This is a genomic window from Marinomonas sp. G8-14, from assembly GCF_055808935.1.
The window spans coordinates 3,748,116-3,772,464 of sequence record NZ_CM147891.1 but is presented as its reverse complement, the minus strand read 5'-3'; the positions used below and the strand labels follow the sequence as shown (position 1 = coordinate 3,772,464).

Annotated in this window: 22 protein-coding genes and 2 pseudogenes; 19 read left to right on the top strand and 5 right to left on the bottom strand. The window is 45.2% G+C overall.

What is annotated here, in order from left to right; genetic code table 11:
* Positions 1-106: 106 nt before the first annotated feature.
* Positions 107-802 (bottom strand): helix-turn-helix transcriptional regulator, encoded by a 696-nt coding sequence (locus AC0L6V_RS19185; RefSeq protein WP_265219950.1) that lies wholly within the window; start codon positions 800-802, stop codon positions 107-109.
* A 4-nt stretch (positions 803-806) separates the two neighbouring features.
* Positions 807-1,253, bottom strand: coding sequence for an Rrf2 family transcriptional regulator (locus AC0L6V_RS19180; protein ID WP_265219948.1), 447 nt, complete (start codon positions 1,251-1,253; stop codon positions 807-809).
* A gap of 146 nt (positions 1,254-1,399) precedes the next feature.
* Between AC0L6V_RS19180 and AC0L6V_RS19175 the strand changes: the two genes are divergently transcribed.
* From AC0L6V_RS19175 to AC0L6V_RS19165, 3 genes are all read left to right on the top strand, one after another.
* Entirely contained in the window at positions 1,400-2,296 is an 897-nt protein-coding gene (locus AC0L6V_RS19175) for an NAD(P)/FAD-dependent oxidoreductase (RefSeq protein ID WP_265219947.1), read from the top strand.
* Positions 2,297-2,629: 333 nt separating this feature from the next.
* Entirely contained in the window at positions 2,630-3,694 is a 1,065-nt protein-coding gene (locus tag AC0L6V_RS19170; protein ID WP_265219946.1) for an OmpA family protein, read from the top strand.
* Positions 3,695-4,101: 407 nt separating this feature from the next.
* Complete coding sequence (locus tag AC0L6V_RS19165; protein ID WP_409418932.1) at positions 4,102-4,647, top strand: porin family protein; 546 nt, start codon at positions 4,102-4,104, stop codon at positions 4,645-4,647.
* 140 nt (positions 4,648-4,787) lie between these two features.
* On the opposite strand, the pseudogene AC0L6V_RS19160 reads toward AC0L6V_RS19165, so the two are convergent.
* Together AC0L6V_RS19160 and AC0L6V_RS19155 are read right to left on the bottom strand one after the other, a co-directional pair.
* Positions 4,788-6,023, bottom strand: a pseudogene (locus AC0L6V_RS19160) (TIGR03862 family flavoprotein).
* 95 nt (positions 6,024-6,118) lie between these two features.
* Positions 6,119-6,699: pseudogene (locus tag AC0L6V_RS19155) on the bottom strand (DUF502 domain-containing protein).
* A gap of 166 nt (positions 6,700-6,865) precedes the next feature.
* Here AC0L6V_RS19155 and AC0L6V_RS19150 point away from each other — a divergent pair.
* Both AC0L6V_RS19150 and AC0L6V_RS19145 read left to right on the top strand, forming a co-directional pair.
* Positions 6,866-7,399 carry a LysR family transcriptional regulator gene (locus AC0L6V_RS19150; RefSeq protein ID WP_265219945.1) on the top strand — a complete coding sequence of 178 codons (534 nt, stop codon included), beginning with the start codon at positions 6,866-6,868 and terminating at the stop codon, positions 7,397-7,399.
* Positions 7,400-7,467: 68 nt separating this feature from the next.
* Positions 7,468-7,773 (top strand): type 2 periplasmic-binding domain-containing protein, encoded by a 306-nt coding sequence (locus AC0L6V_RS19145; protein ID WP_265219944.1) that lies wholly within the window; start codon positions 7,468-7,470, stop codon positions 7,771-7,773.
* On the opposite strand, the gene AC0L6V_RS19140 is transcribed toward AC0L6V_RS19145, so the two are convergent.
* On the bottom strand, positions 7,774-9,045 hold the full coding sequence (locus AC0L6V_RS19140) for an amidase family protein (RefSeq protein WP_409418928.1): 1,272 nt from the start codon (positions 9,043-9,045) through the stop codon (positions 7,774-7,776).
* A gap of 240 nt (positions 9,046-9,285) precedes the next feature.
* On the opposite strand from AC0L6V_RS19140, the gene AC0L6V_RS19135 reads away from it, so the two are divergent.
* The 14 genes from AC0L6V_RS19135 (at position 9,286) to ahpF (ending at position 24,288) form a co-directional block, all read left to right on the top strand.
* Positions 9,286-10,086 carry a putative hydro-lyase gene (locus AC0L6V_RS19135; protein WP_265219942.1) on the top strand — a complete coding sequence of 267 codons (801 nt, stop codon included), beginning with the start codon at positions 9,286-9,288 and terminating at the stop codon, positions 10,084-10,086.
* Between the two features lie 90 nt (positions 10,087-10,176).
* The gene (locus AC0L6V_RS19130) at positions 10,177-11,154 is read left to right on the top strand and encodes a TRAP transporter substrate-binding protein (RefSeq protein ID WP_265219941.1); all 978 of its coding nucleotides are present in this window, start codon (positions 10,177-10,179) and stop codon (positions 11,152-11,154) included.
* A gap of 127 nt (positions 11,155-11,281) precedes the next feature.
* Positions 11,282-11,800 (top strand): TRAP transporter small permease, encoded by a 519-nt coding sequence (locus AC0L6V_RS19125; protein WP_265219940.1) that lies wholly within the window; start codon positions 11,282-11,284, stop codon positions 11,798-11,800.
* Positions 11,800-13,107 carry a TRAP transporter large permease gene (locus tag AC0L6V_RS19120; protein WP_265219939.1) on the top strand — a complete coding sequence of 436 codons (1,308 nt, stop codon included), beginning with the start codon at positions 11,800-11,802 and terminating at the stop codon, positions 13,105-13,107. The genes AC0L6V_RS19125 and AC0L6V_RS19120 overlap by 1 nt, the downstream gene beginning before the upstream one ends.
* A gap of 20 nt (positions 13,108-13,127) precedes the next feature.
* The gene (locus AC0L6V_RS19115) at positions 13,128-13,895 is read left to right on the top strand and encodes a 5-oxoprolinase subunit PxpA (RefSeq protein WP_265219938.1); all 768 of its coding nucleotides are present in this window, start codon (positions 13,128-13,130) and stop codon (positions 13,893-13,895) included.
* Between the two features lie 3 nt (positions 13,896-13,898).
* The gene (gene pxpB, locus AC0L6V_RS19110; RefSeq protein ID WP_265219937.1) at positions 13,899-14,603 is read left to right on the top strand and encodes a 5-oxoprolinase subunit PxpB; all 705 of its coding nucleotides are present in this window, start codon (positions 13,899-13,901) and stop codon (positions 14,601-14,603) included.
* Positions 14,593-15,072, top strand: coding sequence for a 5-oxoprolinase subunit C family protein (locus AC0L6V_RS19105; RefSeq protein WP_265219936.1), 480 nt, complete (start codon positions 14,593-14,595; stop codon positions 15,070-15,072). The genes pxpB and AC0L6V_RS19105 overlap by 11 nt, the downstream gene beginning before the upstream one ends.
* Positions 14,993-15,517, top strand: a complete 525-nt coding sequence (locus tag AC0L6V_RS19100) for a 5-oxoprolinase subunit C family protein (protein ID WP_418138512.1) — start codon at positions 14,993-14,995, stop codon at positions 15,515-15,517. Before AC0L6V_RS19105 ends, AC0L6V_RS19100 begins: the two co-directional genes overlap by 80 nt.
* 223 nt (positions 15,518-15,740) lie before the next feature.
* Positions 15,741-16,961: an ABC transporter substrate-binding protein gene (locus AC0L6V_RS19095; RefSeq protein ID WP_265219934.1), complete on the top strand. Its 1,221-nt coding sequence runs from the start codon at positions 15,741-15,743 to the stop codon at positions 16,959-16,961.
* A complete protein-coding gene (locus AC0L6V_RS19090) occupies positions 16,958-20,200 on the top strand; it encodes a hybrid sensor histidine kinase/response regulator (protein WP_418138511.1) in 3,243 nt (1,080 codons plus the stop codon). Before AC0L6V_RS19095 ends, AC0L6V_RS19090 begins: the two co-directional genes overlap by 4 nt.
* 39 nt (positions 20,201-20,239) lie before the next feature.
* Positions 20,240-20,827 (top strand): Hpt domain-containing protein, encoded by a 588-nt coding sequence (locus AC0L6V_RS19085; RefSeq protein WP_418138510.1) that lies wholly within the window; start codon positions 20,240-20,242, stop codon positions 20,825-20,827.
* 14 nt (positions 20,828-20,841) lie between these two features.
* A complete protein-coding gene (locus AC0L6V_RS19080) occupies positions 20,842-21,876 on the top strand; it encodes a response regulator (protein ID WP_265219931.1) in 1,035 nt (344 codons plus the stop codon).
* A 117-nt stretch (positions 21,877-21,993) separates the two neighbouring features.
* Positions 21,994-22,551 (top strand): alkyl hydroperoxide reductase subunit C, encoded by a 558-nt coding sequence (ahpC, locus tag AC0L6V_RS19075; RefSeq protein ID WP_265219930.1) that lies wholly within the window; start codon positions 21,994-21,996, stop codon positions 22,549-22,551.
* A 189-nt stretch (positions 22,552-22,740) separates the two neighbouring features.
* Positions 22,741-24,288, top strand: coding sequence for an alkyl hydroperoxide reductase subunit F (gene ahpF, locus AC0L6V_RS19070; protein WP_265219929.1), 1,548 nt, complete (start codon positions 22,741-22,743; stop codon positions 24,286-24,288).
* The last annotated feature ends 61 nt before the right edge of the window (positions 24,289-24,349 follow it).

Here is a 24,349-nt window from a genome sequence, read left to right as displayed (position 1 = left end):
TCACGTTAAAAGTTTAGTCGTTCACATCAGGCTTTGGCCCAATAAAATGAGAATAAACAAACCGAGTGTCAGATCATGTCAGCAGTGATAGAAAGCAACGAAGGTTTTATTGAGAAGGCTTTGACGCATGTAAGGTAGCTCGCCACCGTTTGAGCAATACATGACGCGGCGTTGCATAGCAAGTATTGATTAGCTCACTCGATAGAATTCGGTCAGTACGAAAATTACGAATATCTTGGCGCAATTCACACCAAGCGACCAACACACGAACTTCATCAAAATAACCCAAAGCGAATGGCCAGATGCGTCTCTGAGAATGCTTGCCCTGCAAATCTTGATAATCAATAAAAAGAATCTTTTCATCTCGAATAGCTTGGCGAACTTCGGCCATATCAACGGTATCAGTGGTCGACTCTTTGCTCGGGCCAATCAGCAAAGTCGTATCATCAAGGATGTCTTTCAATTCTACTGGTAGTACCGCAGCAATTTTATTCAAGGCGTTTTGTGCACCATCGCTTAATTGACTATCAGTACGTTGCGCCACCCAACGGGCGCCCAGTACCAAGGCTTCGATTTCTTCCTCGGTGAACATTAATGGTGGCAGAAGAAAACCTGGTTTAAGCACATACCCCACACCCGCTTCGCCTTCAATATTCGCGCCCTGCTCTTGCAGTGTCGCAATGTCTCGATACAAGGTGCGTAAGCTCACATTAAGTTTTTCTGCCAATATTTTCCCAGACACAGGATATCGATGGCTACGCAATAAACCAATTAATGCAAGTAAACGCTGGGAACGAACCACGTTTTTACTCTCCGCTAGAAGCTTGTTGATTAAGTGAATAATCTGCAAAACCAACGGCTAATACATCTAATGTGACATCTCGAAAGCGTTCTAACAATAACGCTTCGGCTTCAATTAATACGTCACTAATAGCTTGATTAACGGCAATTTCAATTGGACACGACGTGTGTTCATCAGACAGGCCAATAGTAAACACGGAACTTTCACCAAGCGCGTTATGAATATCCAGCAGGGTAATGCTTGATAGTGGCGCTACCAACGACCAACCGCCGCCATGGCCTTTGACCGAGGTAACGTAACCTTTGTCTCGCAAACCCGCCATGGTGCGACGCACTACAACAGGGTTGGTGTTGAGCATGCTGGCAATTTTTTCGGACGTCGCCGGTGCATCTAACTGGTCCATGTGAATCAGTACGTGCAACATGCGGGATAAACGGCTGTCTTTTCTCATCAGTAATCTCATAGCGAATAACGATGCGTGCATTCTAACTCAGTTTTTCATGAAACATTAAAAGTATCGTGAGTTGACTTCAGTATTTCATGTAACTTATGATGTTTCATAATGTCATTATGTTTAACTAAACTAAGGAACAGCTCATGCAACTTGACGTTATTGTAATTGGTGGAAGTTTTGCGGGGCTATCTGCCGCCATGCAGCTCGCAAGAGGACAAAGAAAAGTCACCGTAATCGACGCTGGCGAACCCAGAAATAGATTCGCAGATGAATCCCATGGTTTTTTCGGGTTGGACGGCGTATCTCCGTTCACGATTCAACAAGAAGCCTACCGTCAACTGCTTAAATACCCGACCGTAGACCTTGTCAAAGGTAAGGCGGTTGCTGTTGAAAAGCTCGCACCAGGATTCCACGTCACGCTTGAAGACAACACTAAACTTCATTGTAAGAAGCTCATATTAGCAACGGGCTTAAGGGACGAGTTGCCCAATATCCCTGGCTTAAAAGAACGCTGGGGGGCGACGGTGATTCACTGCCCTTATTGCCATGGTTATGAAGTGCGTAATCAAGCACTCGGCGTTCTAGCAACCAGTCCTTTGTTTGCTCATCAGGCAGGTATGATTCCAGATTGGGGACCCACCACTTACTTTACTCAGGGCCTATACGAACCAAATGATGAGGAACGTGCGTTTTTATTAAAACGCGGTGTCACTATTGAAAGCACCCCCATATTAGAAGTACTAGGGCGAGCGCCGGAAATTTCCTCAGTTTATCTTGCTGATGGCCGAACTATTCGGTTAGCAGCAATATTCGTTGGACCCAAGACGCATATGGCAAGCCCATTTGCCGAGCAATTAGGATGTGAATTTGAAGAGGGACCGCTTGGTTTGGTTATTAAAACCGATGCCTTTAAACAAACATCGATAGAAGGCGTGTTTGCCGCCGGTGATGTGTCTAACCCAATGCAAAATGCCACATTGGCATCGGCTTCTGGAGTCATGGCGGGCGTGGGTGCTCACCGAGCATTGATGCGAGAGTAAACGCTACTTTTCTGTGCTTGAGGTGATGGATTTCTATCTGACACCTCTTATTTTTGATTTTTTATGTGAAAATCTCGTGTAATGAATATCTCCTTTTATACGCTTTTAAGAAGTGACTTAACCTCTAAACAGCGCTGAAAATGCCTTCTGAGTCAACACTCTGTCAGGATTGCGCAATACCATATGAAGTAAGTCGTCATTATTGTTAATGAACCATGATAAATGGGCCTTCCTCCATTTTTCACGCTGTAGAAAAACGAGAGACAAACGCGTTATGCTGATTAAAAGAACAAGCAACATAGAAACAAATCATTCTTTATCAGGAGATAAAATATGTCTTTTAACATCGCAAAACGCACGCTTCTCAGCAGTATTATTGCAGCGTCTTCACTGTCAACATTGGCGCTTGCACAGCAACAGGAAGGTTTTACCGTTACACCAAGCATTGGTCATTACAATATGGATAATGATCGTAATACTGAAGACGATACCACTTACTCATTAGGTCTAGGTTACCAATTTAATAACCCATGGGCGGTCGAGTTTGTTTACCTAAATGCAGACTCTAAACAATCTGGCGGTGGTGACGTAGATGTAGACCAATATCGATTAGATGGTTTGTATCATTTACCGAATGTAAGTTCACTTAACCTGACTCCCTACTTAGCCGCCGGTGTGGGTACAGCCGATTTCAGCAATGGCGAGGATAACAACACGCAGGTCAACGCCGGTGGTGGTTTGAAATACGCGATTAATGACGCAGTGTCATTGCGTGCGGATTTCCGTCTAGTCAACGACGTTGAAGACCATCATTTGGATAATGTCACCTCACTTGGTGTGCAAATGACATTCGGTGGCTCTTCCTCCAATTCATCTTCCGACAACCAAGGATACACTCCTGTTGAACAGACTTACACACAAGTAGAACCCGAACCGATTGTTGAGACACAAACAGCTGCTCAGGAACCCGTGGAACAAGTTAAAGAGGAACCTGTTGCGGCAGCCCCTGTGGTAGAAGAAGCACCTAAACAGGCCGATGTTGTGGCTGAACCACCAGGTAAAATAAACATTCAATTTGGTATTAACAAAACGAATGTAGAACAGAAGTATTATCCGGAAATCGCAAAAATCGCTGATTTCCTGAAAGAAAATCCAGGCAGCACCGTTATGATAGAAGGCCACACTGATGACACTGGGACAGCAAGCTACAACCAGATGATCTCAGAAAAACGCGCCAAAGCGATTGCCGATGTGCTCACACAAACCTTTCAGATTTCAGCGTCACGAGTGGATTCCGTTGGGTATGGTGAGGAAAGACCTTTCGTAGAGAACGATAGCGAAGAAAACCGTCAGATCAACCGTCGTGTTGTCGCTATTATTTCAACCAGCGAAGCCTAACCGTTTGATTCAGTCTCCCAAATAGCCTATGACTAAGGCAACGCCCGATATTTTATATCGGGCGTTTTTTTGCCTGTCGCTCTGGCTTTGAAGCTTTCTTGTAGAATAGCAAGTTTGAACCGTTAGCCTTTGTGAAAACCGCGTACTTACTTTGATCACAATAATTTTTGTGCATTTTTAAAGTGAAAACTTACTGTAATAAACGGCGCATTTCCTACACCCTTTAGGGTAGTTTTTGATCAGCTAATTGCTTGAATACACACACTTTAGTAAAGCTTACGTCATGATTGGGCAGTAGCGGTTCATGTCCCATTTTTTACGCATTTTCCGAGGGGTTTTCAATCGAAAAAATCAGCGTAATCTGGATAGCGAACAACAAAACGTTATGTTCATTAGGAGAAATTAACATGTCTACATCTTTTAAAAAACGTACTCTTTTTAGCGGTGTTCTGATTGCTTCATCCCTTACAACAATGGCATACGCAGCACAACCTGAACAAGGCATCACAGTCACACCAAGCATCGGCTACTACAACGCTGACAGTGATCGTCAAGCAGGCAATGATACGTCTTACTCTATCGGCGTTGGCTATCAAACCAACAGCGCACTAGCATTAGAAGCCGTGTATCTTCACTCCGATGCCAGCAAACGTGGACGCGAGAACGATCTAGACCAATACCGAGTGGATGGCCTATACAGCCTACCAGCCTTCACCACGGTCAACCTAACGCCTTATGTTGCAGCTGGTGTGGGTATAACGGATGTCGATGGCGATTCAACTAATCTACTGGTGAACGCAGGCGGTGGTGTTAAATATGCGATCAACAGTGATGTGGACCTTCGTGCCGATTTCCGTCTAGTAAAAGACATCGAAGATAACCATTTAGATAACGTGACTTCTGTCGGTGTACAGTACAACTTTGGTATGCCAAATCAACAAGCCTCTAATTAGGCTTAGGCGATTAACAATCCAGTCATCATCGAAAATGAGTCGATGTTCTTAGGCTAGAAGATTCAAATTAAAAAAATGCCCAATGGCAACATTGGGCATTTTTATATGTGTACAAAACTTAAAACACTAATGTGCGCACACTACGTTAAGAATTTATTCACACCCTGAGCGGCCCAATGCCCCGTAGCAAAGCACGCGGTTAACAAATAACCGCCCGTTGGCGCTTCCCAATCCAGCATTTCACCCGCACAAAACACACCGGGCATGGCTTTTAACATGAGCATGTCATTCACACTGCTTTCACACACCCCACCGGCACTGGAAATAACCTCGTCAATGGGTTTCGTTTTATAAAAGTGAACCGGCATGGCTTTTAAGCATCGCGCGAGCGTCTCTGGCGTCTGAAAGGCGTCTTTAGGAAAAGATTCATGTAACAACGCCGTTTTTACACCCGTTATGTTCAGCGTACGTTTTAAGTACTTGCTAAAAGATTCTTTTGGTTTGATATGACGCAATTTCTTGATGACTTGCTCTTCGCTTTGCAAAGGCAAAAGATCCATCAATAAAGACGATTGACCTGAATGGTTAATGCCATCACGCAAATATTTAGAAAATGCATAAATAAGACTGCCTTCCATACCATCCTGAGTGACAATGCATTCTCCCTTTTTCGTCACCACTTGTCCGTCTTCAAATGTAAAAGAAAACGCCACATCTTTTAATGGACTGCCTGCAAATTTCGTTTGTAAATGCTCACTCCACTCACAATAAAAACCACAATTTGCACTTTGTAATGGCGCAACGGTGACGCCTTTTTCAGTCAATACCGGAAGCCAAGCACCATCTGAGCCTCAACTTTGGCCAACTGGCTCCCCCATTGCGAGGACAATGGCATCGGCCTGAACAACAACACTGTCGCCTGCATGATCAAACACCACTTCATTAGCCGACAAGCCAACCATCTTATGACGCATATGAAACTGCACACCTGAATCACGCAAGCGCTTGAGCCAATTGCGCAGTAAAGGAGCGGCTTTCATATCTTTAGGAAAAACTCGGCCAGATGTGCCAACAAACGTCTCGATACCTAAGTCATGAATCCATTCACATAAGGCATCGGCATTAAATTGGCTGATTGGTGTGCTAAGCCATTCCGCTTTGTCGTAATAACGCTGAATAAATTCTGAGTAAGCTTCGGAATGCGTAATATTCATACCACCAACCCCCGCCAGTAAGAACTTACGGCAGGCACTGGGTTTTGCATCGTACACATGCACCTGATGACCCGCGGCACAAATACCCTCTGCCGACATCAAGCCCGCAGGACCAGCGCCAACAACAATGACTGTTTTCTGCGTTTGCAACGCATCTTGCATACTAACCAACATCACTCTAAGGAGTTACTAAAAAAAGAAGCGCATGATAAAGAGTTTTAGGCCAATTCCCAATGATCTCTATAAAGAAACTGGCATTATTTAGCCTTGGAGGATTGCACTCCAGCGGTCAAAGCAAGGCGCATGGCTTCTTCAACGCCTATGTCTAATTCCGTCAAACGATCCCGTGAAATATAAAGAGTCATACCGCCAATTTGGTAACTTAACGGTACGTAAACACCAACCAGATCTTGCTCTTTGAAGAGCCGCTTTCCGGTTTGTTCTCCGGTGATAAAACCAATCACTTGCGCACCATTCCATTCGATGGATACGACACTCTTCATTTCTTTTTTTCTGCGAGATTGAACACCATCATCATGTCTTTGATGGCGCCATAAATGGACTTTACTAACGGAATGCGTTCAAGAATGTTATGGCTTAACTTCACCAAATAACGAAAGCCATATAGATTCACTAAAAGTCCAGTGAGAACCAGCAACGCTAAACTGGCCAATAAACCTAATCCTGGAAAATACAATGCATCCGGAATCAGCAACAACAATACAGGTTGAGCAATGGCCTCGCCCGTCGCCAACAACCAATAGATCAAATAGACAGTCAAACCAATCGGTAAAACCGCTACCAACCCTTTGAGCAATAATGCAACCAATTTGTTCATGATTAAAATGATCCTATAAAGATGCGTATAGCATACCGCAAGCTTTATGCCACTCCTATGACTCTAATACAACTTAAGGAAAAGATTGCTGAAATCGGATTAGCCTTATACCCTTTTAAATCATCTTACAATTTTATTTTTTCATGACTCTGGAGGTAACCACAACGTGAATTACAAACGCCTTGAAACCTTTGTTTGGGTTGCCTCATTAGGAAATTTTCGCAAAGCGGCTGAACGCTTACATACTACACAGCCCGCTATTTCCGCTCGAATTTCTGGATTAGAAACCGAATTAGGCGTTAAACTTTTCGACAGAGAGGGCGGCTCCAGCCCAATTACGTTGACTTCAAAAGGCAAAGAATTACTGCCTTATGTGGAAAAAATTCTTTACCAAACCGAGCAATTACGAAAACGCGCCGGTCTTTCTACCGCCTACTCGGGCATATTACGTTTAGGGGTTTCAGAAACCATAGTGAATACTTGGCTACCCGATTTTCTATCTCGACTTAACAAAGACATGCCCAATCTCGACGTCGAAATGACGGTCGACATCACCGCCAATTTAAGCAATGGCATCAAGGACAGGTCACTGGATTTGGGATTATTAATGGGGCCAATTTCCGAGCCAAACATCGTTAACCGAGAGCTTTGTACGTTTTCCCTGTCTTGGGTAGCGAGCCCCAAATTTAGACCTACCTGATCGACTTTTATACTTAGAAGAATTAGCCAAATGGCCCATCATTACTTATGCTCGTGCCACCAAACCCTATGTCGAAATCAGTCAAAAATTCCGCGAGGCTCGATGGGCCACCTGCGCACTTTTTTGCGTCAACGTCATTGGCCGCCTGCCGTAGCTTAGCGATTGACGCGGTGGGTATTTCCACATTGCCTAACATCATGATTGCAAAAGAATTGGAAGCGGGAAGCCTGCGAAAAATCAGGGCGGTTTGGACACCCAACGATCTCACCTTCACTGCGTCTTATTCAGACGAACCCTTTAACCCTATTGCCGAAGTGGCCACCAACATTGCCGTCATCGCCGCCGAAGAGTACAACAAGAAACAAGCGCCATGATTAGCCTTTTATAATAGACGCTAATTGTTTCGCTAAATCCAATAGCACCTGATCCTTACCGTTGCCAGCCGTTAACATCAATCCCATGGGCTCTTGCTCAAAGCAAAACGGCAAGGAAATACTGCAACCGTTTAACACATTGGCCAACGACGTATTGCGTAAGCACAGCAAGTTTAAGCGATCGTATTCTGAGTCTTGGACTAAATCAGACAATTTTGGCGCAACAACAGCCACCGTCGGTAGCAAGAAAACGCTATGTGGCTCCTCTTTGACCATTCGCTCAATAAAAGCCTGCCTAGCCGCTTTTGTCTGCTGAAAATCCTCTGCATGAATGGTTTTCGCGCGAGCGATACGAGAGGCCACGCGCGGATCAATATCGGCTGTTTCCAAATCATAGTTCTGACAATAAAACGCCTGACTTTCAAAAGCCGAAAACTGCCAAACAGGTAAGGTTTTGTAGGTTTCTAGCGCGTCAACAAACCGTCTTTCAACCACCACACCAGCTGCTTCAAGGTGAGCCAATTGATCGGCAAAACCTTCCTCAACCAACGCATCTAGATCATTCATACCAAAGTTGCTTGGCACGACAATGCGCAGTCCATCCGCGTTCATACTGTTCTTTATGTCAGCTGACAGCGCAGTGCCAGACAATACCTGCCAGAGCAATTCACACTCTTCTACTGTTTTCGCTATTGGGCCAACCGAATCGAGTGAATCAGACAAGGGCAAACACCCCTTTCTGGAAACAGTGTGTTGCGAGGGCTTAAAGCCAGTCAAACCACAAAACGCTGCCGGTATTCGCAATGAACCGCCCGTATCGGTGCCAAGTGCTGCATCGGCGATGCCTAGAGCAACCGACGCCGCACCGCCACTGGTGGATCCGCCAGTGATACGACCCGCATGAATTGGATTTTCCGGCGTGCCATAATGAGGGTTTAGGCCTAATCCCGAATACGCCAGCTCTGTCATATTGGTGTGACCCAACAAACTCGCACCGGCTTTTCTTAGCAACGCCACGGCGGCAGCATCTTGCTCAGCAGGGCTGGCATCAAGAAACACAGATCCAGCTTGCGTCTTATAGCCTCGAACTTGAAACAAGTCTTTGATCGAGACAATCGCCCCGTTTAATGGGCCTTGCTGGGGCTCAACATAATCAAACAGCTCAGTAAAAACCGCTTGGCCTTTTGTATCAATAATATCTAAAGCCCTATTCCACTTGCTAACAAGCTCTCTATCCTGCCAAGCAAAATTCGGTAGTGTTGGTTGCGTCATATGTTCGCTCGCTACTAGACGTTTAGGGATGTGTGTTGACCGATAGTCGCATGCAATAACATCCTGATTTAGTCTAGGAAATTACCTCGCTTGATCCGTTCCGTCAAAGAGAGAATAATCATCACCGCAGGCTTGATAAAAAAATTGATCAAAATACCCAAAAAAACACGATTAGACTTTTCGTAGGTGCTGGATCTACTCTTAATAAAACACATTGTGGCAAAAATAAGGAAAACGAAAATGAAACAAGCCCTGTCACCCTTACTGCAACAAACATCTGAATTGCGCCGAGCCATTCGTAGTAAGGCGCATACTGGCGTTACCAGTGGTTTAGCACAGGGCGCAATGCAAGGTAATGTGGTAATTTTGCCAGCCGATTGGGCGAATGACTTTTTGCTCTATTGTCAAAAAAATCCAGTATCTTGCCCTTTGATTGGCGTGTCTGAAGTGGGTGATTTTAGCATGCCAGAACTCGGTAACGACATTGATATGCGCCATGATATCCCTGAATACTATGTGTACCGCAATGGCGTGAAAGTCGAAAGCCGCTCTGATATTGAAGATTTATGGCAAGATGACATGGTAGCTTTCGTACTGGGTTGTTCTTTTTCTTTTGAACATGCGTTATCACAAGCAGGGTTAACACCAAGAAACATTGAAGAAGACGTCAACGTGTCCATGTTTGAAACCAATATTGCCACCGTGCCAGCCGGACGTTTTTTTGGTAATACCGTGGTAACCATGCGCCCTTATGTACCAAAAGACGCCATTCGTGCCATTCAAATCACCACTCGCTTTCCCAAGGCCCATGGTTCTCCACTACACTTTGGTTCACCACAAGACATTGGCATCAAAGATTTAGGCAAACCAGATTATGGTGATGCCGTCAGTGTAAAAGACGGTGAAGTTCCGGTCTTTTGGGCATGCGGTGTAACTCCTCAAGTGGCGATTCGTAATGCCAAACCACCGATTTGCATTACTCATGCTCCCGGAAAAATGCTGATAACGGATATTTTAGACACAGATCTCGCAGTGTTTTAGCTCTCCTTGGACGGAGTAAAGCAATAAGCACAAATAACACGGCTTCATTGACAATAAAAAACGCATAATACTTAGAAGAGGAACAAAACCATGTCAAAACTTAGCAATGCACTATTAATAGGGGGCGTCGCGATTAGCGGCCTTACGTCGACGGCGAGCTTTGCCGAAAAATGGCACATGCCAACCCCGTACGGTGATGGCAATTTGCCTACTCAAATCGCCTACGACTTTGCCAAAGAAATCAAAGACAAGACCAATGGTGAGCTGGAGATCACGGTTCACTCTGGTGGCTCTTTGGTCAAACACACTGAAATCCCCCGCTCTATAAAATCTGGACAAGTACAAATGGGAGAGGTGTTTTTAGGTATTTTGGGCAATGAAAACCCTATCTATAAGCACGATAATATCCCATTTTTAGCGACCTCCTTTGAAGACGCTAAGAAACTGTGGGAAGCGGCAAAACCAGCTATTACACAACAATTAGATAAAGACGGCATGATGCTGCTTTACACCGTTGCTTGGCCCGCACAAAGCCTTTACAGCAAAGATCCCGTAACAAGCCTGGCGGATCTGAAAGGCCAAAAAATGCGCGCCTACAGCCCATCGACCTCTCGTCTTGCAGACTTAATGGGCACCACGCCCACTACCATTCAAGTGCCTGACATTCCCCAAGCATTTAGTACGGGGATTATCCAAGCGATGATCACGTCGCCATCAACTGGTGTGGACAGTCAAGCATGGGATTATGTAAACAACTACACTGACATCAAAGCATGGATTCCTAAAAACATCATAGTCGTAAACAAACGTGCTTTCCGCCGTTTGGATAAAGCCACTCAACAAGTAGTACTCGATGCAGCGAAAAACGCGGAAGCCGCAGGCTGGACAAAAGTGGCTGCGCGTGCAGAAAAAGACAAGGCAACCTTGGTAGAAAATGGTATGACTGTGTCAGACCCATCGCCGCAACTCATTGAAGAATTAAAAGCCATTGGTAAAACGATGACGGAAGAATGGAAAGCCGAAGCACCAAAAGAGATTGGTGACATCCTGACCCGTTACCAAAACTAAGTCTCTATAACGAACCCCACCCTAACCCCCTTCAAAGACATAAGGGGAGTGATAGTAAATACGCCTTCCCCGTTAAGGGGGAGGCTAGGTGGAGGTTCTCTCATTGCTCCTCAAAAAAGTGAACACTATGAGCCAATTCAAAGACAAACTTTATCAATGCTCTGGCCTGTTATCCGGTTTGTGTATCGTTATTATTACCTTACTTTTATTAGCACAAATCGTCGGTCGTTTATTCGGTTTTATTGTGCCCTCTGCGGAAGACTTTGCTGGTTATGCCTTAGCCGCGTCCACATTTTTGGGCTTGGCTTACACCTTTCGTGAAGGTGGTCACATTCGTGTTACCTTACTCATACAACGATTTTCTTCCACACCTCGCAAGATACAAGAAGGCATTATTTTAGCCTTATCTTTTGCGCTGCTGTGCTATTTGTCTTACGCATGCGGTTACATGGTGTATGAGTCTTATATTTATAATGAAGTCTCTTATGGCTATATTCCGATCCCCCTTTGGATTCCTCAAGTCCCCGTTGCCGTTGGCGTCATTGCGTTAACACTGGCCATTTTGGATGCCTTAGTCATGCTTATCCGCGGTAAAAAGCCCACTTACAGCGAACAAGAAGACGCTCTGTCATTGGAGGAAATCTAATGGACATGATGTGGATCTCTATTTTATTGGCGTTCGCTATGCTCGCCCTTCTGTCACTGGGTGTTTGGGTGTCGTTTACCCTTATCGCTATTGGGGGGTTAGGCTTAATTTTGTCTGAAAATTATCAAGTGGATTTGCTTTTTGCCACCTCTAGCTGGGGCGCTAGCACCGCATGGTCACTGACCGCTTTGCCACTCTTCATTTGGATGGGGGAAGTCTTATTTCGCACGCGTTTGTCTGAGGATTTATTTAAAGGTTTATCACCTTGGCTAGGCGGCGTGCCGGGCAAATTACTGCATGTGAATATTCTCAGTTGTGGCATTTTTGCCGCGGTGTCTGGGTCTTCGGCAGCAACCGCAGCGACCATTGGTCGCATGACCTTGCCAGAGCTGCGCAAACAGGGCTACAGCGACCGTATGGCCATCGGAACCCTAGCTGGCTCCGGAACCCTAGGGCTGCTCATTCCACCATCGATTATTTTGATTGTGTATGGTGTAGCGGCAGAAGTGTCTATTGCGCGTTTGTTTATCGCCGGAGCCTTGCCAGGCTTGTTATTAGTGTCTCTATTTATGGGCTTTACCATGATTTGGGGCTATTTACACAAAGATGAATTGCCCAAAACAACAGGTCATGAAACCAGCTGGTCAGCACGCATCAAAGGCTTGCGTAAACTTTTGCCAGTGGTGGGCTTAATCGGTTTTGTTCTGGGTTCTATCTATGGTGGTATTACTACACCAACGGAGGCAGCGGCCATTGGTGTCACAGGGGCATTGGTGCTGGCAGCCTGTACTGGATCCCTTAGCCGTCATAGTTTTATGGACAGCCTATTAGGTGCAGTAAAAAGCTCCTGTATGATTGGTTTCATCCTAGTTGGCGCACACTTTTTGACGCTTGCGATGGGCTTCTTAGGCATACCTAAAGCCTTGGCATTATGGATTTCTGGCATGTCTTTATCGCCAATGGAATTGATCTTATACCTCACCGTATTGTTTGTGATTTTAGGTTGTTTCTTAGACGGTATTTCTGTTGTGGTACTCACTGTGGCAGTGATATTGCCTATGGTACAAGCCGCCAATATTGATCTGTTATGGTTTGGTATTTTCATTGTGTTAGTGGTGGAAATGTCGCAAATCACCCCGCCGGTGGGCTTTAATCTCTTTGTAATTCAGGCACTGACTGGGAAAAACATCTTGTATGTGGCAAAAGCGGCACTGCCTTTCTTTTTGCTCATCGGTCTGGCTATTCTGTTAATCAGTATCTTTCCTGAAATAGTCACTTACTTACCAACGACCATGTCTCAAAACTAGACACTAGAAAGGAGTCAATTATGAAACTAAATTGCGATATGGGCGAAGCGTTTGGCGCGTGGAAAATGGGTTTAGACGACAAAATCATGCCATTTGTTGATCAGGCCAACATCGCCTGCGGCTTTCACGCTTCTGATCCGCTAACCATGGCGAAAACCGTTGCCTTGGCAAAACAACACAATGTCACTATTGGCGCACATCCCGCTTACCCAGATTTGGTTGGCTTTGGTCGTCGCAATATGGACATCGCGCCAGCGGAGCTAAAAGCCATTATTCAGTATCAAATTGGTGCATTAAAAGGCCTCTGCGAAAGCCAAAATACTCAAGTAGATTACGTCAAACCCCATGGCGCCTTGTACAACACCATGATGGCGGACTTCACCGTATTAGACACAGTGATGCAAGCAGTAAGCGAACTAGACGCTACCATGCCACTGATGGTGATGGCCGTGCCAGAAGCGCCTGAAATACAGAAGATGGCAAAAAAATATGGCCTTCGAGTTTGGTTTGAAGCCTTCTCAGATCGTTTATACACAGACGAAGGGCGACTCATGCCACGCAAAGAGCCAAATGCGGTTCACGCCAGTTTCGATTTGATCGAAAAACAAGTCGAACAATTATGCGAAACAGGCTCCCTGACGACGGCATCTGGCAAACAGCTTGCAATCCATGCTGATACCATTTGCGTGCACGGCGATGGTGCTCATGCACTGGAAGCTGTTACGCGCATTCGCTCTTTAGTGGATCGTTTAAAGCTTTCTCAACCCACCAAAGCAAACGTGAAATAAATCATGAGCCGTGACGATTTTCCGAATATAGAAATGGTCAGTAATCAGGCCTGCTTGTTGACCTTTAGTAAGGTGATTAGCGAAGCAACATCTAACTACATTGCTCAGGTTACGCAACGTTTAAAAAGCCTTGCTGGTGTCATCGATTTGGTCCCGTCTTACACCACACTGTTGGTGGTGTTTGACGACGATCATTTTGATCGTTTCGCCATTTTTAAAACCATCCGCAAAACTATTGAAACCATCGATCCCAACAATTTTTCAATCAAAGATCAGCGTGAGGTGGTCATTCCTGTGTATTACGGTAAGGAAGTCGGGCCTGATATCGAAGACGTTGCCAGCCATTGCAAGCTGAGTATCGATGAGATAATTAAACGCCATCACGAAACAACCTATCGAGCCTACGCCATTGGTTTTACACCAGGGTTCGCCTTCTTGGGTAATACGCCAGATGAGTTGCATGTGCCAAGAAAAACCACGCCACGCTTAAAAGTACCCGTTGGCAGTGTGGCGCTCGCAGAAAATCAAACAGCGGTTTATCCCAGTGTGACGCCCGGTGGCTGGCAAATTATTGGCCGCACGCCCGTGAATCTTATCGACTGGGGCAGCAAAAACCTTGCTCTTATCGCCATGGGGGATTCGGTGCGATTCGAGCCTATTTCTCGAGATGAATTCTTAGTGTTAGGAGGGCAGCTCGATGGCTTTTAAAGTAATCAAACCCGGCTTATTAGCACTGATTCAAGACTTAGGACGACATGGTCATCAATCTATCGGCCTTACCACGGGCGGCCCGATGGACGAAGTCGCCTTTCGTTGGGCCAACGCCCTACTTGATAACGACAGCAATAGTGCGCAGATCGAAGTCACCTTTGGCATGTTCGTGTTAGAAGCGCAAGCCGATACCAGTATTGCTATCACTGGGGCGGATCTTGCGGCGACGCTGAACGATAAAAGCATCACTCCTTGGCAAACCTACGCCATTAAAAAAGGCGATGTATTAGCCTTCCACCAGCCAATTTGGGGCTTGCGAGCTTATCTTGCAGTAAAAGGCGGTTTTCACTGCGAGCCGACGCTAGGCAGTGTCGCAACGGTGATGCGTGAAAAAATTGGCGGGCTTCACAGGCAAAGGCGACAAGCTGCAAAAAGGCGATTTATTAGGGTATCAAGTCTGCCATGAACATGAGCAACGCTCTGTGCCACGCTTGGCGATCCCAAATTATGGCAACAAAGAAATACCGGTCATTTTAGGCTATCAATATCGGTCTTTTTCCTCTTTAGAACGGGCAAACTTTTTCTCGAGCGATTATAAAGTATCGTCGAACTCAGACCGCATGGGCTATCGCTTGGAAGGCCAAGACATTCACAGCGACTTAACAGGGATCATTTCGGAAGGTATTGCTTATGGTGCGATTCAAGTCCCGAAAGACGGCCAGCCGATTGTCTTGCTGCAAGACCGACAAACCATCGGAGGTTATCCGAAAATAGGTTGTGTTACCCGCGTTGGCGGCAGTATCTTGGCGCAACAAAAGCCGGGCGATATTATCCAATTCACGCCCATTACCGTAGACCAGGCCGAGCAGGAACGTCATTTACAAATGGCCCGACTCGCTCAATGGCGCTAAGCTCTCAATAATACGATCTAAAAATCTCCTCTTTAATCACAAAAGAGGAGATTTCACTCGCAAGATCCCCCCTCTCCGCACTCTACGAGATAACAAATCAAGACAATTTCAACACACAACCCACCATGCTATTTTCGAAAAATCTCCTACACTGAAGGCAGTAACGATAAAATATAATAAGCACTCTGAGAATTAGTGCCATTTTAGGGAGTAAAGCAACATTATGATTCGCTTTCACCAAATCATTGTCCCTTTTTTAGTTGGCATAATGACTCTATGTGGCTCAATCTACAGTCATTCGGCTCAAACGATAACCCTAGGAATGAGCAGCGCCTTTTCAGGGGATAATGCATCAATGGGAGAAGATTTTCTTGCAGGAGCGCAAGCAGGATTCGCACGCTTTCATAACAGAACTGGGCACACTATTGAGCTAACAACCCTAGATGATGCTTATGACCCAAGGCAAACAGCGCCTAACACTAGGCGTCTTATTAAAGAAGAAAAAGTTACCGCTTTGTTTGGAAATCTTGGCACACCTACCGTAGCGGTCAGTGCCCCTATCGCGACAGAAACAAAAACGCTGCTTTTTGCCCCTGTCACAGGATCATCCATCATTCGTCCCAAAACCCCAGACCGCTACATCATCAACTATCGTGCCAGTTATGAAGAAGAAATAACCGCCGCTTTCGATGCTTTAATGAAAAAATATTTATTAAAAGAAAGCGACATTGCTCTTTTCAATCAAAAAGATATGTTTGGCAACACAAGTAAAAACCACTTAACTAAACTGATGCAGAAGTATGGTATTCAACACCAAGAAGGTCTATTTCAAATGGAGTATTCTCGCAATACTCTCGCGGTAGAACATGCGGTTGCAGACTTATTAATACGCCACCCAACACCCAAAGTGATTTTTATTGTGGGGAGCGCAGCACCCAGTGCAAAATTCATTCGCTTAACTCGCCAGTATGGCCTGGACCCTTTGTTTATCGGAATTTCGTTTATGAGTAGTCGTTTATTCATAGAAGAACTGCAAGATGTGCCTGCCAAAATCATCATTTCGCAGGTTGTGCCGCATTTTGAAGAAAAAAGCTTACCCATCATTGTCGATTTTCATCAAGATATGACTCGATTTTCACCTCAGAACCCGTTAACCCCTTTAAGTCTCGAAGGCTATATTGCTGCCCGAATATTCACAACAGCACTGCTTAATACTGAACACATAAACCACGAAACCATTATCGACGCGCTTGAATCACTGAATCAATTTGATATTGGCCTTGGTGTACCGCTGACGTTATCACCAGCAGAGCATCAAGCCAGCCACTCGATATGGCTAACGCAATTAAAAGACGGTAAATTAATCCCTATTCCTTTTACCAAAGTACCCACACTTTATTTAAGTGACATAATGCCTCTAGACGCAACAGGAAAAGCACAATGAAGACATGGATCACATGGCCACATACAAGCATCAGATCCTTAGTATGGCTGCTGACTTTTGTTGCTCTGACGATGACCATAGTATTTACCATCATGCTATCAACGGCGTTAACCGAATTAAAAAATACCTATAACAAAGCACGTACCTCTCAAGATGAGCTATTATTTGCCTCAGCGGAGTTACGAGAATTATTACCCGCCCATCAATATCGCCTGCGACAAGCACTAAAAGAAAACTCAGAAGCCATTTACCCACCTGCGACACAGGTCAAACGTATTGATCATGCCATCATGTTACTCAACCAATCCGAGAGCAGAGACTCTGAGCTAAAAAGCTTGTCCATGGCGCTCAACAAAAACTTCACCCAAATATTGCAATTAACCATAGACACGCAAATATGGAATCAACAACGTAATACGTTCAAACAAAACTATATCGATTCTGTTTCTTATAAAAAAAATACCTTAACGGCACTAGAGAATATTCGAGAGCACCTCAATAGCATAGAAGGACGCATGCGTCTTGACGAGGCGGTTATTTTGCACCGTTTTAATAACGGTCCAGAAAACAGCAAAAACGCGCTGGCACTAAAATACATTGAATTGGGTAATCAACGAATTTATCACCAAATGCAGCAAATTCTCTTAAGTCTTTCGGACTTAAGAGTGCTCATTAATTTTATGCTCACTGAAGCCAACCAAGATAATCTCATCGACATTAAAGACAATGGCATAAAACCACTATTAGAACGCCTTAACGCCCTTCCAGAACAACTAAACCAAGACTTCAGTGACACCGCCAAAGACATCGCCAAGCTAACCAATTTACTGGCTTACAGCCTGTTTGGCGCAGACTATTATATCAACCAGCAGCGTGGCATTATTGTGCCCTCTGGACTCAGTCTCTACCAAATGCGCATCAACGAGTTACAACTCGAGTCTGATCGTATTCTTTTAGAACAACGTTTCTACAGCGCATTTCAAGATTTACCTAAGATGTTGGATTCGATTGGTGAGAAGGTACAAAAGCAATCGGAAGAAGTGAATAAAGCCGTTGAGAACCGCCTCAACGATTTTGCTAAAAAAATGACCACTACGGCATTTATTGGCATTATGTTGCTGTTAATTTTGTCTTGGTTAGTGTCTAGACGTGTCAAAAAACAACTGTCTGATCTCGTCGACAGCGAAAACCGTTTCCGCTCAATGTTTGAATTGTCTCCCGATCCTGTGTGGATATTATCAGGACACCGTATTGTCGAATGCAATAAAGCCGCATTTGAACAGCTTGGATTCGACCATGAACAAGCCATAAAAAACAAAACCATGGACGAACTCAGCCCATTGCTCCAAGCCAATGGATATCGCTCTTCTCACAAGCTAGAAGCCATCATCGAGCAGGTTGAAAAACAAGGCTATCATCGTTTCGAATGGCTGTTTACCGATGCGAATCAACAACCCCTCATTGCTGAAATCACCATGGCCAGTATCGCCATTTCCAACCATCCAGCCACCTTATGCACTTGGCACAACATCCGTCAACGTAAGCTGGCTGAAAATGCTTTAATTGCCCACCAAGAGCAACTTGAAGTAGAGGTGAAAAATCGAACCCATGAGCTAGAAATCGCTAAAGACGAAGCAGAGCAAGCAAACCGAGCGAAAAGTGATTTTCTTGCCAACATGAGCCATGAAATCAGAACACCGATGAACGCCATCATAGGAATGTCTCACTTAGCATTATTAACAGACCTAAATGATAAACAACGGGGCTATATCGAAAAAGTCAGTCACTCGGCCAATTCGTTGCTCGGTATTATCAATGATATTCTCGACTTTTCCAAAATTGAAGCGGGCAAGCTAAACATAGAACAAATCGATTTCAGAATAGATGATGTATTCTCTGATGTAGCGAATATACTGTCGTTGAAAGCCGAAGAGAAATCCCTTGAGTTGCTGTTTGATCTCTCTCCAAGCTTGCCATCTTATCTAACTGGCGATCCCATGCGATTAAGGCAAATTTTGCTTAATTTAGGAAATAACGCCATTAAGTTTACCAATCAAGGTGAAATCATCATCTCGGCGCACCTACTCAAACAAAAACAAGAGCAACTGGTGTTACATTTCTGCGTCAAAGATACGGGCATAGGCATAACAGAAGAACAACAGTCGCGTCTCTTTCAATCTTTCTCTCAAGCGGATTCATCAACAACACGTAAATTTGGCGGTACCGGCCTTGGCCTAGCGATCTCGAAGAAAATTACCGACCTAATGGGTGGCAATATTTGGGTTGAAAGTCACATTAATCAGGGCAGTACATTTCATTTCACGCTACCCTTTGAGCGCAGCCAAACGGTCTCTCAAGATACCCCAGATTTACCCTTGAAACACCGAGTTCTCATCATCGATGATAATGACTCAGCAAGAGAAATATTACATAACATCGTCGACAATTTTGGACTCAGAGCGACTTCTGTTAACAGTGGTGAAGAGGCACTACGCATCATAGAAATCAACAAAACAATCGACCCATTTTCTTTGGTATTAGTTGATTGGCAAATGCCCAATATGGATGGTATAGAAACCTGTCGCGCCCTACACGCACAACACCAAGAGATTGAAGACTTTCCAACTGTACTCATGGTGACGGCTTACAGCTTGGAAGAAGCAAGGCGCGCCAGCCAAGGGGTTGACATTGCTGGCTTCTTAACCAAACCAGTGACACCATCATCCTTATTTGATGCCATGATCCAAGCCTTACACTTAGATCATGGCATACCTATCAAACATGCTTTGATCTCTCAGATTGACACTCGAACACTGGTTGGAGCGCACATTTTATTGGTAGAAGACAACCTCCTTAACCAAGAGCTGGCCCAAGAGCTGATGATCAATCACGGTCTCGTCGTCGACACCGCGAATAATGGCCAAGAAGCGCTAGACAAACTTGAAAAAAATACCTACGACGGCATTCTTATGGATTGTCAAATGCCCATCATGGATGGCTACACAGCGACACGAATTATCCGAAAAGACCCCAAGTACCGTGACTTACCGATTATTTCTATGACCGCCAACGCCCTATCTGGTGATAAAGAAAAAGTCTTAGAATGTGGCATGAACGACCATATTTCTAAGCCTATACAAGTCAACGACATGTTTGAGACATTAAAAAAATGGATCAAACCGAGTCAGCTGGCACAAGCTATGGTGCAACTACCGCCCACGTCGCACAAAAAGCATTAAGCTTGGAAGATCAACAAAATTTAAATATGCTGGTTGGCGTTGACATCAAAACAGGGCTTCGCGGTTACACAATACGATGTCGCGTTTTTATGGCGACTTCTATTCCGTTTTTATGACACTCAGCAAGACTTTATTGCTCAATTTAAAGGCTTGATGCATCGAGCAGAGACGCGAGAGGATGCCCTTCGTTTGCTACACACACTAAAAGGTAATGCGGGTAATATCGGTATGCTGGACGTAATGACAAAAGCCGCAGAGTTAGAGACTATCTGCCAGAACCCTGAGGCCAATTATGCAAATGCACTTACCGACTTAGAAGCTGAGCTATTGCGTGTCCTGCCACCGATAAAGGCACAAAAAGAGACACAAAAAGAGACATTAACACTCGCAAAAATAACACAACAACCCGTGTCCACTGAGTATTATCAAGCACTAACAGCCAAGCTGTACGAGCTTTTATCAAATGATAAACTGGATGCCGATATTGTTGCTGTGGAGCTAGAAGCGATCTTGGAAGGAACAGACAAAAGTCACCTTATCCACGCTATCCGTCAAGCCATTACACGTTATGACTTTGACACGGCAATCGACAAACTTAACATCTTGATGGCCGACCAAAACTCATGACTGATAGAGACCTTATGTCTGAACATAGCCCACAAAGACCGACCATTTTAATTGTCGACGATACCCCCGATAATATTGATGTATTGGCGGCGACACTACGCAACGACTATGATCTTAAAGTGGCGACCAATGGTAAAAAAGCACTTCATATCGCCCAAAGCTTTCCCAAGCCAGAAATGATCTTATTGGACGTGATGATGCCAGAAATGGATGGTTACGAAGTCTGCCGCCAATTAAAAGCCAACCCCATTACGTCTGATATTCCCGTCTTATTCGTGACCGCTAAGGCCAACCCCTGTGATGAAGAGCAAGGTTTTGCATTGGGTGCTGTTGATTACATTACCAAACCCATTAGTCCCCCTCGCGTCAAAGCTCGAGTTCGTACTCACATTGCCCTATATAACCAAAATAGACAGCTGCAAGACAAAGTCAAAGAACGCACGCAGTCATTAGAACGTAATCGCTTACGCATCATTCACCATCTAGGCCGTGCCGTAGAATACAAAGACAATGAAACGGGCGCCCATGTGATTCGCATGAGTCACTACTCCCGACTGCTTGCTGAAGTTTATGGCGGTAACAACGAATGGGTGGAAATGCTTTTTAATGCCGCTCCCATGCACGATGTAGGTAAAATAGGCATTGCCGATTCCATTCTATTGAAACCTGGAAAGCTCGATCCAGATGAGTGGGAGATCATGAAACAGCACACTCTTTTTGGTGCCAAAATTTTAGGTGATTGTGATGACGACCCAATGCTAAAAATGGCTGAAGTCATTGCCTTAACTCATCACGAAAAATGGGATGGAACTGGCTATCCATATGGTCTCAAAGGAGACAGTATTCCGTTAGAAGGACGTATTGTCGCTATCGCCGACGTATTGGATGCCTTGTTATCAAAACGTCCTTATAAGGAAGCATGGTCACTCAAAGACACAATGCAGTACATGAATGAAAATGCTGGGAAGCACTTTGATCCCAAACTCATCGAGCTGCTGCCGCACATTTTGCCTGAAATAGAAAAAATCCGTACCGCCTACCCTGACTAAATGGATTGATAGTTTTTAGCAATTAAAACTTTAGATAATAACAATTTTATTAATATTCTCGTTTTCCCTAATATGAGTCCTGTTGGTAACGCACTCAAACACATTAGGAGAAACACAATGATCAACACACAAATCAAACCATTCAACGCAACAGCTTTTAAAAACGGCGAATTCGTAGAAATTTCTGAAAAAGACGTGCTAGGCAAATGGGCTGTATTCTTCTTCTACCCAGCTGACTTCACTTTCGTTTGCCCAACTGAACTAGGTGATCTAGCGGACCACTACGCAGATCTTCAAGCTCGCGGCGTAGAAGTTTTCTCTGTTTCTACAGACACACACTTCACTCACAAAGCATGGCACGACAGCTCTGAAACCATCGGCAAAATCAACTACTACATGGTAGGCGACCAAACTGGCAACATCACCAACAACTTCGGTGTGATGCGTGAAGGCCAAGGTCTTGCAGACCGTGCGACTTTCTTGATCGACCCAGAAGGCACCATCCAAGCGATGGAAATCACAGCAGAAGGTATCGGTCGTGACGCTGAAGACCTAATGCGCAAAGTAAAAGCAGCACAATACGTAGCGGCTCACCCAGGTGAAGTTTGCCCAGCGAAATGGAAAGAAGGTGAAGCGACTCTTGCGCCATCTCTAGACCTAGTTGGCAAAATCTAAACGCCTTCAAATGTGTTAGGCGCCCCACGCCTAACACTGGGCTTTGCCTTCCAGTGCAAGGTAAACACAGCCCAAACACCTTTTCAAGCTATGGAACCTCAGGCCACAACGAAGATGGTCCGACATCTTACGCTCGAAATTTAGCGGCACTGTAATACTGTTCACTTAACGACAAACGGGTTAAACATCATGTTAGACGCAAACATCAAACAACAGTTGGGCACATACCTACAAAACATCGTTAATCCGATTGAGATTACTGTGTCCACAAACGGTTCAGCGAAATCTGAAGAATTACTTAGCCTAGCTCGTGAAATTATCGAGTTACGCAGCGATAAAATTTCCTTGTCTGTAGACGAAAACCCAGCGGGTCGTGCGCCACAAATGGCCATTGCACCACAAGGTCAAGCACCACGCGTTCGTTTTGCAGGCATCCCAATGGGCCACGAATTTACCTCTTTGGTATTGGCGCTATTGCAAGCAGGTGGTCACCCATCCAAAGCGGCACAAACCGTTCTTGAGCAAATCAAAGGACTGGACCGCGAATTAAATTTTGAGGTGTACATTTCCCTCTCTTGTCATAACTGTCCAGACGTTGTGCAAGCGGTAAACCTAATGTCCGTGCTAAACCCTAAAATCACGGCAACCATGATTGACGGTGGCGTATTCCAAAACGAAATCACCGAGCGCAATATCATGGGCGTACCCGCCGTCTTCCTAAACGGTGAGCATTTCGGCCAAGGTCGCATGACATTGGATGAGATTCTAAACAAAGTCGATACCGGCGCCGCAGACAAACAAGCTGCCGAGCTATCTGAAAAAGCCCCATACGATGTATTAGTCGTTGGTGGTGGCCCAGCAGGCGCAGCCGCCGCGATTTACGCAGCGCGTAAAGGCATTCGCACTGGTGTGGTTGCTGAACGCTTCGGGGGCCAAGTGTCTGACACCATGGCGATTGAAAACTTTATCTCGGTAAAAGCCACCGACGGCCCAAAACTGGTCGCAGGTCTTGAGCAACACGTTCTCGATTACGATGTTGATCTGATGAAAACGCAAAAAGCCGTTCGCCTAGAGAAGAAAGACTTGGTTGAAGTGGAGCTTGAAAACGGCGCCATTCTGAAAAGTAAATCCGTTATCTTGGCAACAGGTGCACGCTGGAGAGAAATGAACGTACCGGGCGAGCAAGAATACCGCAACAAAGGCGTGGCGTACTGTCCACACTGTGACGGCCCATTATTCAAAGGCAAGAAAACGGCCGTGATCGGTGGTGGTAACTCTGGTATCGAAGCCGCCATCGACTTGGCTGGTATCGTTGAACACGTGACCGTACTGGAATTTAGTGACACCTTACGTGCCGACGATGTATTGGTGAAAAAAGCGCAATCTTTGCCCAACGTCACCATCATCAAAAACGCCATGACCACGGAAGTATTAGGTGATGGACAACGTGTTATCGGTTTGAAATACACAGACCGCCTAACCGATGAATCTCACCTTGTGGATGTTGCAGGTATCTTCGTGCAAATTGGCTTAGTACCAAACAGTGAGTTCCTGCGCGATACGCTAGAGCTAACCAATCGTGGTGAGGTAGTTGTCGATGCGCATGGTCGTACCTCCATGGAGGGCGTGTTCGCCGCGGGTGACGTAACAACCGCACCGTACAAGCAAATCATCATTTCCATGGGATCTGGTGCCAATGCCGCCCTAGGCGCATTCGACTACCTGATTCGCAACTAAGCAAAAAAGCGCGTTCCAACACGCCAACGCCCTACACAGGTCCTCTGTGTGGGGTGTTTTT